Below are 13,598 nucleotides of genomic sequence, written 5' to 3' on the forward strand. Positions count from 1 at the left end.
CTTCCATCCGACTGGAACCTTATGAAGCTTCGCGACCTCTTCGACGACGAGGCTAAAATCGAGCAGCACGCCGAGGCGACCGCCGTCACAGGGCTTGCCGTCGACAGCCGCGTGGTGAAGCCGGGCGACCTGTTCTTCGCGCTGGCAGGCCACAAGACCGACGGCGCGCGCTTCATCGAAGCGGCGATCGCGGCAGGCGCGGTCGCGGTAGCCGGCGATCATCGGCCGCAACGCATTTCAGTGCCCTTTGTCGCAACCCCAAATCCGCGTCGCGCGCTGGCGCTGGCCGCGGCGAAATTCTTTCCCCGGCAGCCTGCGGCGATCGCCGCCGTTACCGGCACCAGCGGCAAGACGTCGGTTGCGGCCTTCACCCGCCAGATCTGGCAGCGGCTCGGCCACGCCTCGGCGAGCATCGGCACCATCGGGCTGGTCTCGCCGAAGCGCACCGTCTACGGCTCGCTGACGACGCCCGATCCGATCGCGCTGCATCGTCAGCTCGACGAGATCGCGCGCGAGGGCGTCACGCATCTGGCCTTCGAGGCGTCCTCGCACGGGCTCGATCAATATCGCCTTGATGGCGTGCGCATTCAGGCGGGCGGTTTCACCAATCTGTCGCGCGACCACATGGATTATCATCCCGACGTCGCGCACTATCTGAACGCGAAGCTTCGCCTGTTCCGCGAGCTGATTCCGCCCGGCGGCGCGGCGGTGATTTCGGCCGATCACGAGCATTCGCCTGAAGTGATCGAAGCGTCGCGCAAGCGTGGCTTGCGGCTTCTGACGGTCGGCAGCAATGGCGCCGGAAGAGGCGAGGGCATTCGCCTCGTCGAGGCCGGTATCGACGGTTTTGCGCAGAAGCTCGTTGTCGAGCATCGCGGCAAGAGACTATCATTGCGGCTCCCGCTGGTCGGCGCGTTCCAGATCGAGAACGCGTTGGTCTCGGCGGGGCTGGCGATCGCGATCGGCAGCGAGGCTGGAGCGGTGTTCGCAAGCCTCGAACATCTCGAAGGCGCCAGGGGACGGCTGGAGCGGGTCGGTGAGCGCAACGGCGCGCCAATCTTTGTCGATTATGCCCACAAGCCCGATGCCCTGGCGAAAGCCCTGCAGGCGTTGCGGCCCTATGCCAGGCGCAGGCTCATCGTGGTGTTCGGCGCCGGCGGCGACCGCGACGCGGGCAAACGCCCGCTGATGGGTGCGATCGCGAGCGAGAACGCCGATAGGGTGATCGTCACCGACGACAATCCCCGCAGCGAGAATCCGGCCATGATCCGCGCAGCGATCCTTGCGGCCACGAAGGGCGCGACCGAGATCGGCGACCGCGCGGGCGCGATCCGTGCCGCCATCGATCAATTGCAGCCGGGCGATGCGCTTCTCATCGCCGGCAAAGGACATGAGATCGGGCAGATCATCGGCGACAAGACGCTGCCCTTCAGCGATCATGACGCGGTCGCCGCGGCACTTTCCCCGAGGGTTGCATGAGCACAGCGCCGCTATGGACTTCGGAGGCGATGCGCGAAGCGATGGGCGCCGCGCCAAGCGGCACGCTGCCCGAGGCGGTCACCGGTCTTTCCATCGACAGCCGCACGATTCTGCCGGGCGAGGCCTATTTCGCGATCAAGGGCGATGTCCATGACGGGCACGATTTCGTCGACGCGGCGCTCGAGGCTGGCGCCGGGCTCGCCGTGGTCGCGGCGGCACAGCGCCAGAAGTTCGCAGCCGATGCGCCGCTGCTTGTGCTGGACGACGTGCTCGAAGGCTTGCGCGGCCTCGCGCGAGCCTCGCGCGCGCGGTTGAACGCGCAAGTGACCGCCGTCACGGGTTCGGTCGGCAAGACCTCGACCAAGGAAGCGCTGCGCGGCGTGCTCTCCGCGCAAGGCGAGACTCACGCTTCCGTCGCCTCCTTCAACAATCATTGGGGCGTGCCGCTGTCGCTGGCGCGCTGCCCGGCTTCCGCGCGCTTTGCGATCTTCGAGATCGGCATGAATCACCCGGGCGAGATCGAGCCGCTGGTGAAGATGGTGCGGCCGCATGTCGCCATCATCACCACCGTCGAGCCCGTGCATCTGGAATTCTTCTCCGGCATCGAGGCGATTGCGGACGCGAAGGCGGAAATCTTCGCCGGCCTCGAGCCCGGTGGTGTCGCGGTGCTCAACCGCGACAATTCGCAGTTCGCGCGGCTCGCGGCCAATGCGAAGGCACGCGGCGTCACCCGCATCGTCTCCTTCGGCACCGAGCCGGCATGCGATGCGCGATTGCTCGACATCTCGCTGCATGCGAGCACTTCGGCCGTGCATGCGAACATCTTTGGCCATGACGTGACTTACAAGCTCGGCGTGCCCGGCCGCCACATGGCGATGAACTCGCTTGCCGTGCTTGCCGCCGCGTCGCTGGCGGGCGCCGATCTCGCGCTCGCCGCGCTGTCACTGTCGCAGGTGGCCCCCGCCACGGGCCGCGGCGTGCGCCGCGTGCTGGAGATCGCCAGCGGTGAGGCGATCCTGATCGACGAGAGCTACAACGCCAATCCGGCGTCGATGGCCGCCGCCATCAACGTGCTCGGCCGGGCCGAGATCGGCCCGAGGGGCCGGCGCATCGCCGTGCTCGGCGACATGCTCGAACTTGGCCCGGCGGGGCCGGATCTGCATCGCGGCCTTGCCGAGGCGGTCAAGGCGAACCAGATCGATCTGGTTTATTGTTGCGGCCCCCTGATGCGCAACTTGTGGGACGCGCTGTCCGCGGGTAAACGAGGCGGCTACGCGGAGAACTCGGCCGGCCTGGAAGCGCAGGCGGTCTCTGCCATTCGCGCGGGCGATGCGATCATGGTCAAGGGGTCGCTGGCCTCGAAGATGAAAACGATTGTGAATGCGCTGGAAAAGCGCTTTCCGGGCTCCGCGCACAATGGCGCCGCGGGTTAGGGCGGAAACTGAATGTTTTACTGGTTGATCGAACTTTCCAATTCATTCCCTCCGGGATTCGGCGCGCTGCGCACGGGTCTCAACGTGTTTCGTTACATCACTTTCCGCACCGGCGGCGCGGTCGCCACCGGCGCGCTGTTCGTGTTCCTGTTCGGGCCCTGGATCATCGATCATCTGCGCTTGAGGCAAGGCAAGGGTCAACCGATCCGCGCCGACGGCCCGCAATCGCACATCATCGCCAAGAAGGGCACGCCGACGATGGGCGGGCTGATGATCCTGTCGGGGCTCGTGGTCTCGACGCTGCTGTGGGCGAACCCGCTCAACCCCTACGTCTGGATCGTGCTGGCGGTGACGCTCGGCTTCGGTTTTGTCGGCTTCTATGACGACTACCTGAAGGTGACCAAGCAGACCACGACCGGCTTCGGCGGCAAGCTGCGTCTCTTGCTCGAATCCCTGATCGCGCTGGCGGCGTGCTATGCGTTGGTCAAGCTCGGCCGCGACGTCTCCTCGACGTCGCTCGCCATTCCCTTCGTCAAGGAGCTGGTCGTGAATTTCGGCTGGTTCTTCGTGATCTTCGGCGCCTTCGTCATCGTCGGCGCCGGCAATGCGGTGAACCTGACCGACGGGCTCGATGGCTTGGCAATCGTTCCCGTCATGATCGCCTCCGCAAGCTTCGGCCTGATCGCCTATCTCGTCGGCAACGCCGTATTCTCCGACTATCTGCAGATCAACTATGTCGCGGGCACCGGCGAGCTTTCCGTGCTGTGCGGGGCAGTGCTCGGCGCCGGCCTCGGATTTCTCTGGTTCAACGCCCCGCCCGCCTCGATCTTCATGGGCGATACCGGCTCGCTCGCGCTGGGCGGCATGCTCGGCTCGATCGCGGTCGCCGTGAAGCACGAGATCGTGCTCGCGGTCATCGGCGGCCTGTTCGTGCTGGAGGCGGTGTCCGTGATCGTGCAGGTCGCCTCCTTCAAGCTCACGGGCAAGCGCATCTTCAGGATGGCGCCGATCCACCATCACTTCGAGCAGCTCGGCTGGACCGAGCCGCAGATCGTGATCCGCTTCTGGATCATCTCGGTGATGCTGGCGCTGGCCGGGCTCTCCACTCTGAAGCTGCGGTAATGACGTGGGCTCAACAGGCCGTCATTCCGGGGCGATGCGAAGCATCGAACCCGGAATCTCGAGATTCCGGGTTCGCGCTATCGCGCGCCCCGGAATGACGGTGTCGCAATCATGATCCCTGTCACCTCCTTTGCAGGCAAGACGGTCGCGGTGTTCGGCCTCGGCGGCTCGGGGCTCGCGAGCTGCCAGGCGCTGAAAGCGGGCGGCGCCGAAGTCGTCGCCGGCGACGACAATGCCGACAACCTCGCCAAGGCCGCGCAAGCGGGCTTCATCACCGCGGATCTGCGCAGTGTCTCCTGGAGCAACTTTGCCGCGTTGATCCTCACGCCCGGTGCGCCGCTGACGCATCCCGCGCCGCACTGGAGCGTGACGCTGGCGCGCGAGGCGGCGGTCGAGGTGATTGGCGATATCGAATTGTTCTGCCGCGAGCGGCAGCGCCATGCCCCCGATGCGCCCTTTGTCGCGATCACAGGCACCAACGGCAAGTCCACCACCACGGCCTTGATCGCGCATCTGATGAAGGTCGCAGGCTACGACACCCAGATGGGCGGCAATATCGGCACCGCGATCCTGTCCCTGGAGCCGCCGCGCAAGGGTCGCGTCCATGTGATCGAGATGTCGTCCTACCAGATCGATCTCACGCCCTCGCTCGATCCGACGGTGGGCATCCTCATCAACGTCAGCGAGGACCACATCGACCGGCACGGCACGCTCGATCACTACGCGGCGGTGAAGGAACGCCTCGTCGCCGGCGTGCAGGCAGAGGGCACGGCGGTCGTCGGCGTCGACGACGTCTGGTGCCGCAACATCGCCGACCGCCTCGACCGCGCCGGAAAACGCGTGGTGCGCATCTCCGTGCGAAATCCACTCGCGAGCGGCATCTATGTCGAGCGCGAGACCATCGTGCAGGCCTCCGGCGGCGCGCGCAGCGAGATCGCGCGGATCGGCGGCATCGGCTCGCTGCGCGGCCTCCACAATGCGCAGAATGCCGCCTGCGCGGCGGCTTGCGCGCTGGCGCTCGGTGTCGGCCGCGACGTTTTGCAGGACGGCTTGCGGAGCTTTCCGGGGCTCGCGCATCGCATGGAGCAGGTCGGCCGCCGCGGCGATGTGCTGTTCGTCAATGACTCCAAGGGCACCAATGCGGATGCGGCCGCGCACGCGCTCTCGTCCTTTGCCGATATTTTCTGGATCGCGGGCGGTAAGCCCAAGGCCGGCGGCATCACGAGCCTTGGCGAATATTTCCCCCGCATCCGCAAAGCCTATCTGATCGGCGAGGCGGCGCAGGAGTTTGCCGGCACGCTCGGCGACAGCGTGCCGCATGAGATTTCCGAAACGCTCGATGTCGCGGTCGCCAATGCCGCGCGCGACGCGGAGGCCTCGGGACTGCATGACGCGGTCGTGCTGCTGTCGCCGGCCTGCGCGTCCTTCGACCAGTATCGCAATTTCGAGATCCGCGGGGCCAAGTTCCGCGACCTCGTCAACGCGCTGCCGGGCGTCAAGCCGGTGGTGTGATGGTGGCGTCATTCCGGGGCGATGCGAAGCATCGAACCCGGAATCTCGAGATTCCGGTTCTGGTCCTTCGGACCATCCCGGAATGACGCGCCAACTACCGAAAGTTAAGAATTCCATTAACCCCTTGGAAACCATCATGGGCGACCAATGGGAGGGACCCGTTTGTCCCTGAAGGACCGCCCATGCTCTCCCGCGAAGAACGCAATCCGCTGTCGGACTGGTGGTGGACCGTGGACCGTCCGATGCTGGGCGCCATCATCGCGCTGATGCTGTGCGGCATTGTGCTGTCGCTGGCCGCAAGCCCGGCGGTCGCGGTGCGGATCGGGCTCGATCCGTTCCATTTCTTCAATCGCCACGTGCTGTTCCTGCTGCCGTCCTTCATCGTGCTGATCGGCGTCTCATTCCTGTCGCCGCGGCAGATCCGCCGCACCGCGCTGATCGTGTTCGCGGTCTCCGTCATCCTGATCGTGGTGACGCTCTTGATCGGACCTGAAGTGAAGGGCTCGCGGCGCTGGATCACGCTGCTCGGCGTCAATATCCAGGCGTCCGAATCCGCCAAGCCCTCCTTCGTCGTGGTCGCGGCCTGGCTGTTTGCGGAATCGACCAAACGGCCGGAAATGCCGGCCACCACGATGGCGCTGGTGCTCCTCCTGATGCTGGTCGCGCTGCTCGTGATGGAGCCCGATTTCGGCCAGACCATGTTGATCCTGATGGTGTGGGGCGCGCTGTTCTTCATTGCAGGCATGCGGATGATCTGGGTGATGGGGCTCGCGGGCGCGGCGGCCGCCGGGCTGTTCACCGCCTATCTCCTGGTCCCGCACGTTGCCGGCCGCATCCAGCGCTTCATGAATCCGGCGTCCGGCGACACCTTCCAGGTCGACACCGCGATGGAAGCCTTCTCCAACGGCGGCTGGTTCGGGCTTGGGCCGGGCGAAGGCATCGCCAAGCGCAGCCTGCCGGACAGCCACACCGACTTCGTGTTCGCGGTCGCGGCCGAAGAGTTCGGCATCGTCTTGTGCCTGGCGCTGCTCGCGCTGTTCGCCTTCATCGTGATCCGCGCGCTGTCGCGGGCCTATGCCAACGACGACATGTTCGCGCGCTTTGCGGCGTCCGGTCTTGCGATCATGTTCGGGGTGCAGGCCGCGATCAACATGGCGGTCAACCTGCAGCTCATTCCCGCCAAGGGCATGACGCTGCCGTTCATCTCCTATGGCGGCTCGTCGATCGTGTCGCTCTCTTACGGTGTCGGCATGATGCTGGCGCTGACCCGGCTCAGGCCTCGCAGCGAGCTGGCGTCGCTGGGCGACGGCGCAACCGCGCCGAGCTACGTTTAACTCTACGCCACGTCGTCATTGCGAGCGAAGCGAAGCAATCCACACTGCTTCCGCAGAGGCAGTTCTGGATTGCTTCGCCGAGCCTGTCATCGGGCGCGCATTCGCGCGACCCGTTGGCTCGCAATGACGGAGGTTTCCTTGTAAAGACTTTGCATGGAAAACACAGCCCCATTGATCCTGTTGGCTGCGGGCGGCACCGGCGGCCATTTGTTTCCCGCGGAAGCGTTGGGCGTCGAGCTGATCAAGCGCGGCCTGCGCGTGCGCCTCGTCACCGACGACCGCGCGCTGCGCTATGGCGGGCTGTTCTCCAAGGACATGATCGACGTGGTGGCGAGCGAGACGGCGCGCGGCCGCAATCCGTTGCAGCTCGCTTACGCCACCGTCACGCTTGCGACGGGCACGCTTTCCGCATTCCGCTTGTTGCGCCGGCTGAAACCGGTGGCCGTGGTCGGCTTCGGCGGCTATCCGACCTTGCCGCCGCTGATCGCCGCAAGGCTCGCCGGCATTCCCAGCATCATCCACGACGCCAATGCGGTGCTCGGCCGCGCCAACCGTTTCCTCTCGCGCCATGTCAGCGCGATCGCGACCTCGCTGCCCGGCGTGCTCGATCGTGACCCGGCGCTCTCGGGCAAGACCACGACTGTCGGCACGCCGATGCGTCCGGCGGTGCTCATCGCTGCGGCCGCGCGCTACACGGCGCCGGAGCCGAAGGGGCCGCTGCGATTGCTTGTGGTCGGCGGAAGCCAGGGCGCGCGAGTGATGAGCGACATCGTGCCAGGCGCGATCGAGCGCCTTGAGCCGGCCTTATGGAGCCGTCTGATCCTCACCCAGCAGGTGCGCGAGGAAGACATGATTCGCGTGCGCCCGGTCTATGACCGGCTGAAGATCCAGGTCGAGCTCGCGCCGTTCTTCACCGACCTGCCGGCGCGGCTCGCGTCGAATCATCTGATCATCTCCCGTTCCGGCGCCGGTACCGTGGCCGAGCTCGCTGCGATCGGCCGGCCTTCGATTCTGGTACCGTTGCCGGGCTCGATCGACCAGGATCAGTTCGCCAACGCCGGCGTGCTGTCGCAAGTGGAAGGCGCTTTACGGATTCCGCAGGCCGAATTCACCTCCGATCGTCTCGCCTCGGAAATCTCCGCACTTGCCGCTGAACCGGCGCGTCTCGCGGCAATGGCCAAAGCCGCGCGCAGCGTCGGCCGCCTCGATGCCGCCGAACGGCTGGCCGATCTGGTGATGAAAACCGCCGGAATTTAGGCCCAAAAAACCCTTGTCATGTCCCGCGAAAGCGGGGCATCCAGTAACCCGCGCCGCCGATCGGAACAACCGGCTGCGCGGAGTGCTGGATCGGCCGCTCCAGTGCGCAATTGCGCACAAGGCGGACGGTGACACCGGGGAATTTTTCATGAGACTGCCGCGCGAGATCGGACCTATCCACTTCGTCGGGATCGGCGGCATCGGCATGAGCGGCATCGCCGAGGTGCTCTGCAATCTCGGCTACACCGTGCAAGGTTCGGATGCTGCCGAGAGCGGCAACGTCACGCGGCTGCGCGAGAAGGGCGTCAAGGTTTCGGTCGGCCACAAGGCGGAGAATATCGACGGCGCCGACGTGCTCGTGGTGTCGACCGCGATCAAGCGCGACAATCCGGAACTGATGGCGGCGCGCGCACGACGCATTCCCGTGGTGCGGCGCGCGGAGATGCTGGCCGAATTGATGCGGCTCAAAAGCTGCGTCGCGATCGCCGGCACCCACGGCAAAACCACCACGACCACGATGGTCGCGACCCTGCTCGATGCCGGCGGCCTCGATCCGACCGTCATCAACGGCGGCATCATCAACGCCTATGGCTCGAACGCGCGCATGGGCGCGGGCGACTGGATGGTGGTCGAGGCCGACGAGAGCGATGGCACCTTTCTGAAACTGCCGGCCGATGTCGTGATCGTCACCAACGTCGATCCCGAGCATCTCGATCACTTCAAGACGTTTGACGCGATTCAGGATGCGTTCCGAAGTTTCGTCGAGAACGTGCCGTTCTACGGCTTTGCCGTGATGTGCATCGACCATCCGGTGGTGCAGACGCTCATCGGCAAGATCGAGGACCGCCGCATCATCACCTATGGCGAGAACCCGCAGGCCGACGCACGGCTGGTCGATCTCACGCCGATGGGTGGCGGCTCGAAATTCCAGGTCGTGATCCGCGACCGCAAGAGCGGCGGCGCGCACGAGATCTCCGATATCGCGCTGCCGATGCCGGGCCGGCACAACGCCTCCAACGCGACGGCGGCAATCGCGGTCGCGCATGAGCTCGGCATTTCCGATGACGCCATCCGCAAGGCGATCGCGGGCTTTGGCGGCGTGAAGCGGCGCTTCACCAAGACGGGCGAATGGAACGGCGTCACCGTGATTGACGACTACGGCCATCACCCCGTCGAGATCGCCGCGGTACTGAAGGCCGCGCGCGAATCCAGTAACGGCAAGATCGTCGCCGTGGTGCAGCCGCATCGCTACACACGGTTGCAATCGCTGTTCGAAGAGTTCTGCACCTGTTTCAACGACGCCGATAGCGTGGTGGTCGCCGAAGTCTATCCGGCCGGCGAGACGCCGATCGAAGGCGTCGACCGCGATCACTTCGTCACGGGTTTGCGCGCACACGGCCATCGCGAGGTGATCCCGCTGCCGAAGTCATCGGATCTCGCAGGCATTGTGAAGAAGCTCGCCAGGCCCGGTGATCTCGTCGTCTGCCTCGGCGCCGGCAACATCACCCAATGGGCCTATGCGCTGCCGGGCGAATTGAAGGCGCTGGGATAAGGGCGGTGATTTTGATCTCGCTGTTTGCATCACGGAATGCTGCGCTCCCTCCCCCCTTGCGGAGGAGGGCGGGGGAGGGGGGTAGCCACGAACTCCGGAGCCCGGGGCTACCCCCCTCCCTAACCCTCCTCCGCAAGGGGGGAGGGAACGGAAACGGAGTGCCTTCCTCATTCGAGGCGGGACATCGCGCATGAGTTTCCCCGACATCACACCGGAATTGAAAGCCGCGATGCCTGACTTGCGCGGACGGCTCATTGCCAACCAGCCGCTCGCCGAGCTCACCTGGTTTCGCGTCGGCGGCCCGGCGCAGGTGTTGTTTACGCCGGTCGATGAGGACGACCTCGCTTATTTTCTGAAACACCTGCCGGAAGACCTGCCGGTCTATGTCGTCGGCGTCGGCTCCAACCTGATCGTGCGCGATGGCGGCCTGCCGGGCGTCGTGATCCGCCTCGCGCCGCGCGGCTTTGGCGAGGCCAGCGCGAATGGCGAGCTCGTCACTGCGGGAGCCGCCGCGCTCGACAAGCGCGTAGCCGAAACCGCGGCAGCCGCCAACCTCGCCGGCCTCGAATTCTATTTCGGGATTCCCGGCACCATCGGCGGCGCGCTGCGCATGAATGCGGGCGCCAATGGCGCCGAGACCAAGGACGTGCTGGTCGATGCGATCGGCGTCGATCGCAAGGGCAACAAGCACATCTTCTCCAATGCCGACATGAAATTCGTCTACCGCAATTGTGGCGTCGATCCCTCCATCATCTTTACGTCCGCGCGGTTTTGCGGAACGCCCGCCACGCCGGAGGCGATCCGCGCGCGCATGAACGAGGTGCAGACCCATCGCGAGACCGCGCAGCCGATCCGCGAGAAGACCGGCGGCTCGACCTTCAAGAATCCGCCCGGTCATAGCGCCTGGAAGCTGATCGATGCCGCGGGCTGCCGCGGCCTCAAGCTCGGCGGCGCCCAGGTCTCCGAGATGCACTGCAATTTCCTGATCAACACCGGCAACGCCACCGGCCACGATATCGAGGCGCTCGGCGAGAGCGTACGCGAGCGCGTCAAGCAAAATTCGGGAATTGAGCTACATTGGGAAATCAAGCGGATCGGGGTTCCTCTTTAGCCCTCATTCCGGGGCGCGACGAAGTCGCGAGCCCGGAATCCATATCCCAAGACCGTGGTTATGGATTCCGGGCCCATCGCTTCGCGATGTCCCGGAATGACGAAGGTGGAATAGCAGGCGGAAATAATGCGCATCACCATTCTCTTCGGTGGCACCAACAAGGAGCGGCTGGTCTCCGTCGCGAGCGCCCAGGCGCTGTGCCGGGCCTTGCCCGAGGCCGATCTGTGGTTCTGGGACGCCGACGACAGCGTGCATGAGACGCTGGCCAAGACGCTGGTCGCGCATACGCGCCCCTTCGAGCATGCATTCAAGCCGGGCGGACACTGCGTCGGCAAATCGATCGAGGAGGCGCTGGATCAGGCCAAGCGCGACGAGAGGCTGTTCGTGCTCGGCCTGCATGGCGGCCGCGCCGAGAACGGCGAGTTACAGGCGGCATGTGAAGTTCGCGGCATCCCCTATACCGGATCGGATTCCGCTTCCTCGCATCTTGCCTTCGACAAGGTTTCAGCAAAGCGCTTTGCCGCCATCGCCGGCGTGATGACCACGTTCAACGTGGCGCTGAAAGATATCGACACCGCCCTCGAAGAGCACGGCCGGCTGATCGCAAAGCCCACCCACGACGGCTCGAGCTACGGCCTGATCTTCGTCAACGCCAGGCAGGATCTCGTCGCCGTCCGCAATGCCGCGAAGACCGAAGCCTATCTGATCGAACCGTTCATCTCCGGCGTCGAAGCCACCTGTGCGGTGCTGGAGCGATCGAACGGCGAGGTGTTCTCGCTGCCGCCGATCGAGATCGTGCCGGGCGAAGGCAGTTTCGACTACACCGCCAAATATCTTCTGAAATCGACCCAGGAGATCTGCCCGGGCCGCTTTACGCCCGAGGTGACCGCCGCGCTCAAGGACCAGGCGCTGCGCGCGCACAAGGCGCTGTCCTGCTTCGGCTATTCGCGCACCGATTTCATCGTCTCTGCCAACGGGCCGGTTTATCTCGAAACCAACACGCTGCCGGGTCTGACCCAGGCCTCGCTCTACCCCAAGGCTCTGAAGGCCCACGGGATCGAGTTCGCCGATTTTCTCAAAGACCAGATCGTGCTCGCCGAGCATCGGTTAAGGAAATAATGACAAAGGGTTAACGGGGCAGGGTGGCAAAAGGGGCGAAAAGTCGTTCCGGATGGCTAAAATCCCTAAGATTTCACTGCAAATATCTCACAGGACGCATCAAAAAACGCCCTGTCCCGACCTGTTTTACCCTTTGTTTACCAGGAAGTCCGAAGGTTAACGCCGGCGGCGCGTGTGGCGCTTGGTTGCCGGGACGTGTCTAGCGGACGTTTCCGCTTCATCACCGAATGCCATCTCCGCCGCGGCCCGCAACGTAATTGCGGGAACAATGTTTGATGAGCTCGTGCAATGGATGGTGCAGGACGCCTCGCACAACATCAGAGGCCTCAAGCCGACCTGAAGGCGGCCGCAATGGGTGCGGTCGTGCTGTTGCGCGGGTATCTGGGATCAAAGCGCGCCGCGAAAAAGAGCGCCAGGCAATCGCTGCTCGACCGTGAGCCGCCGCCGCGCCTGATCGCGTGGATCGAACGCCACGTGCCGCGCCGCGCGGGCCTCGCCGCGACGCTGCTCCTGCTCGCCGGCAGCACCTGGCTCGGCATCGTCAGCGGCGGTCACTATGACGACTTTGCCGCAGGCTTGAGCGATACCCGCAACGCGCTCGCCAATTCCCTGGGCTTCCGCATCACCACGGTTGCCATCAACGGCCGCAAGCAATTGAGTCAGGACGAAGTGCTCGCGATCGGCGGCGTCACTGGCCGCTCGTCGCTGTTGTTCCTCGATGCCGCCGCCGTGCGCGACCGGCTGAAAGCCAATCCCTGGATCGCGGACGCTACCGTGATCAAATATTATCCCGGCGCGCTCGAGATCAACATTGTCGAGCGCTCGGCTTTTGCGCTGTGGCAGGAGAACGGCAAGCTCTCCGTCATCGCCGATGATGGCGCCGTCCTCGAGCCATACGTATCGCGCAGCTTCCTGTCATTGCCGCTGGTGGTCGGCAAGGGAGCGGCTACCCGTGCGCGCGATTTCCTGGCGCTGCTCGCGCGCTATCCGCAGGTCAACGCGGTGACCAGGGCCGCGGTCTTCGTCGGCGAGCGACGCTGGAATCTGCGCACCAGGGATGGCCTCGACATCCGCCTGCCGGAGAACGACGTCGGCAATGCGCTCGCGACCTTGACCAAGCTCGACCAGGACGACCACCTGTTCTCGCGCGACATCGTCGCCATCGACATGCGCCTCTCCGATCGGCTCACCGTGCAATTGTCCGACGAGGCCGCCAAGGCGCGCGAGGATCAGTTGAAGAAGGCCGCCAAGAAGAAGCCGGGTGACGCTGCATGACCGGCCTCGATCGCACCTTGACGCCGAAGACGCGCCCGATGTCCGGCAAGCGCACCGCGCTGGTCGCTTCACTCGATATCGGCACCAGCAAGATCGCCTGCATGATCGCGCGGCTGAAGCCGTGCCCGCCGAGCGATGCCTTGCGCGGCCGCAGCCATGCGGTCGAACTGATCGGCTATAGCCAGATCCGCTCGCTCGGCGTCAAGGCCGGCGCGGTCGTCGATCTCGCCGAATGCGAACAGGCCGTGCGTCACGCAGTGGCCCTGGCCGAACGCATGGCCAAGGTTCGGGTTGAATCGGTGCTGCTGTCGGTTTCGGCAGGAAGGTTGCAGGGCCAACTGGTTGAAGCCGCGGCCGATATTCGTGGCGGCGCGGTCACCGCCGCCGACGTCACCCGCGTTACC

General features: G+C 65.2%; 10 protein-coding genes and 2 pseudogenes. All 12 read left to right on the forward strand.

The window, feature by feature from the left end:
• Window positions 1–21: 21 nt before the first annotated feature.
• On the forward strand, window positions 22–1,479 hold the full coding sequence (locus tag VKR55_RS08795) for a UDP-N-acetylmuramoyl-L-alanyl-D-glutamate--2,6-diaminopimelate ligase (protein ID WP_324401889.1): 1,458 nt from the start codon (window positions 22–24) through the stop codon (window positions 1,477–1,479).
• Complete coding sequence (locus tag VKR55_RS08800; protein ID WP_324401891.1) at window positions 1,476–2,912, forward strand: UDP-N-acetylmuramoylalanyl-D-glutamyl-2,6-diaminopimelate--D-alanyl-D-alanine ligase; 1,437 nt, start codon at window positions 1,476–1,478, stop codon at window positions 2,910–2,912. The genes VKR55_RS08795 and VKR55_RS08800 overlap by 4 nt, the downstream gene beginning before the upstream one ends.
• 12 nt (window positions 2,913–2,924) lie before the next feature.
• Window positions 2,925–4,034 carry a phospho-N-acetylmuramoyl-pentapeptide-transferase gene (mraY, locus tag VKR55_RS08805; protein ID WP_324401893.1) on the forward strand — a complete coding sequence of 370 codons (1,110 nt, stop codon included), beginning with the start codon at window positions 2,925–2,927 and terminating at the stop codon, window positions 4,032–4,034.
• A 111-nt stretch (window positions 4,035–4,145) separates the two neighbouring features.
• Window positions 4,146–5,546, forward strand: a complete 1,401-nt coding sequence (gene murD / locus VKR55_RS08810; RefSeq protein ID WP_324401895.1) for a UDP-N-acetylmuramoyl-L-alanine--D-glutamate ligase — start codon at window positions 4,146–4,148, stop codon at window positions 5,544–5,546.
• A gap of 182 nt (window positions 5,547–5,728) precedes the next feature.
• Window positions 5,729–6,880: a putative lipid II flippase FtsW gene (ftsW, locus tag VKR55_RS08815; protein ID WP_324401897.1), complete on the forward strand. Its 1,152-nt coding sequence runs from the start codon at window positions 5,729–5,731 to the stop codon at window positions 6,878–6,880.
• A 153-nt stretch (window positions 6,881–7,033) separates the two neighbouring features.
• Complete coding sequence (murG, locus tag VKR55_RS08820) at window positions 7,034–8,137, forward strand: undecaprenyldiphospho-muramoylpentapeptide beta-N-acetylglucosaminyltransferase (protein WP_324401899.1); 1,104 nt, start codon at window positions 7,034–7,036, stop codon at window positions 8,135–8,137.
• Between the two features lie 148 nt (window positions 8,138–8,285).
• Window positions 8,286–9,689, forward strand: coding sequence for a UDP-N-acetylmuramate--L-alanine ligase (gene murC / locus VKR55_RS08825; protein ID WP_324401901.1), 1,404 nt, complete (start codon window positions 8,286–8,288; stop codon window positions 9,687–9,689).
• A 190-nt stretch (window positions 9,690–9,879) separates the two neighbouring features.
• Window positions 9,880–10,800 (forward strand): UDP-N-acetylmuramate dehydrogenase, encoded by a 921-nt coding sequence (gene murB / locus VKR55_RS08830; RefSeq protein WP_324401903.1) that lies wholly within the window; start codon window positions 9,880–9,882, stop codon window positions 10,798–10,800.
• 126 nt (window positions 10,801–10,926) lie between these two features.
• Window positions 10,927–11,919 (forward strand): D-alanine--D-alanine ligase family protein, encoded by a 993-nt coding sequence (locus VKR55_RS08835; RefSeq protein WP_324401905.1) that lies wholly within the window; start codon window positions 10,927–10,929, stop codon window positions 11,917–11,919.
• 69 nt (window positions 11,920–11,988) lie between these two features.
• Window positions 11,989–12,259 (forward strand): annotated as a pseudogene (locus VKR55_RS33030) (hypothetical protein); the annotation flags it as partial.
• Window positions 12,208–13,194, forward strand: a complete 987-nt coding sequence (locus VKR55_RS08840) for a cell division protein FtsQ/DivIB (RefSeq protein WP_324401907.1) — start codon at window positions 12,208–12,210, stop codon at window positions 13,192–13,194. The pseudogene VKR55_RS33030 and the gene VKR55_RS08840, both read left to right, overlap by 52 nt.
• Window positions 13,191–13,598 (forward strand): annotated as a pseudogene (locus tag VKR55_RS08845) (cell division protein FtsA); the annotation flags it as partial. The gene VKR55_RS08840 and the pseudogene VKR55_RS08845, both read left to right, overlap by 4 nt.

Origin of the sequence: Bradyrhizobium sp. (assembly GCF_035309285.1) — a bacterium.
Classification (GTDB): Bacteria; Pseudomonadota; Alphaproteobacteria; order Rhizobiales; family Xanthobacteraceae; genus Bradyrhizobium.